Annotated in this window: 2 protein-coding genes; both read right to left on the bottom strand. The window is 70.2% G+C overall.

Annotation, left to right across the window (positions count from 1 at the left end):
* A partial coding sequence (locus tag AB0J39_RS39730; RefSeq protein ID WP_363474395.1) for a hypothetical protein occupies window positions 1-819 on the bottom strand: 819 nt, incomplete at its 3' end.
* 156 nt (window positions 820-975) lie between these two features.
* A complete protein-coding gene (locus AB0J39_RS39725) occupies window positions 976-1,074 on the bottom strand; it encodes a hydroxyisourate hydrolase (RefSeq protein WP_363474397.1) in 99 nt (32 codons plus the stop codon).
* Between the last annotated feature and the right edge of the window lies 1 nt (window position 1,075).

The following is a 1,075-nucleotide window of genomic DNA, read 5'->3' as shown; positions in this document are numbered from 1 at the left end:
CGCGTCACCGCCGCCGCCGGTGGCCGCGCCACCCCCGGGCGTGTTCTCGATCTGGACGGACTTCGTCTTCGTCTTGGACGGCGTGGGCGACGCGAAGACCGTCTCGTACACCGTCCGCGTGTTGCGCGGCGACGGCGAGACGCTTGCGGACGGGCTGGCGCTGGGGCTCGCGCTCGGGCTCGCGCTGGGGGACGCCGAGGGGCTCGCCACCGCGATGGTCGCCGCCGCGGGCGTCGTGTTCGTGCCCGTCGCCGCGATGACGCAGTTGTAAAGCGTGGTGGGCGTCGTGGTGGTGGTCGAACCCGTGGTGCCGGGCGCGATCATGTTGATCTTGAAGTCCTTCGCCGTGAGCACGACGGAGGTGGCCCCGGCCGACGGCGTGACGGTCAGCGTCGCCGTCGGGAGGGTCGGCATGGCCCCCGCGGCCGCGATGGCCGACGTCAAGGCCGCACCCGTGGGCGAGGGCGTGGACACGCCCGCGGTCATGCCGGCCGGCAGCGCCGACGCCGACACGCTCGGGTGCAACTGGATCGACGCACCGCTCGCGATCTCCACCGGCACGGGGAACGCCGCGCCGGCGGCCGGCTGGATGCTCAGGGTCGCGGTGTACTGGGTGCCGCTTCCCGTCGAGGTGAGCGCCACGGTGAAATCGTGTGTGACGGGCGTGCCACCGCTGGTCGACGGAGTGCACGTGTACGTCACGGTCTTCGTGTCGGCTCGCGCGCCGAGCGCGGTCAGGCCCAGGAGAAGGCCCGCGCTGACCACTCCGGCCGCGGCGGCCCTCCCGGCGACACGGCCGCGCGCCTTTGACTTCAGCACTGACTTCTCTCCACTTCCATGCTCGCAGTCAACAGGCGTACCAGCATGCCAGCATACGGTCACGGTCAGGTAGAGATCTTACGGACAAAAACCCCAAGACCGCCTCCAATTGCCTAAACATTCTCCCGTTCGGACCATGACCGCGTCAGGCGGACGCTAATTCGGGCTCAGCAGCAGCGGCACGTGGTGGTGCTCGCCGGCCTCCCTGATGGCGAACACGACGCTCACCTCGGGAAAGAACGCCTCGTCCCCCAGG

It is taken from the genome of Microbispora sp. NPDC049633 (assembly GCF_040675265.1).
GTDB lineage: Bacteria > Actinomycetota > Actinomycetes > Streptosporangiales > Streptosporangiaceae > Microbispora > Microbispora maris.
This window is presented reverse-complemented; position numbering and strand designations above follow the sequence as displayed.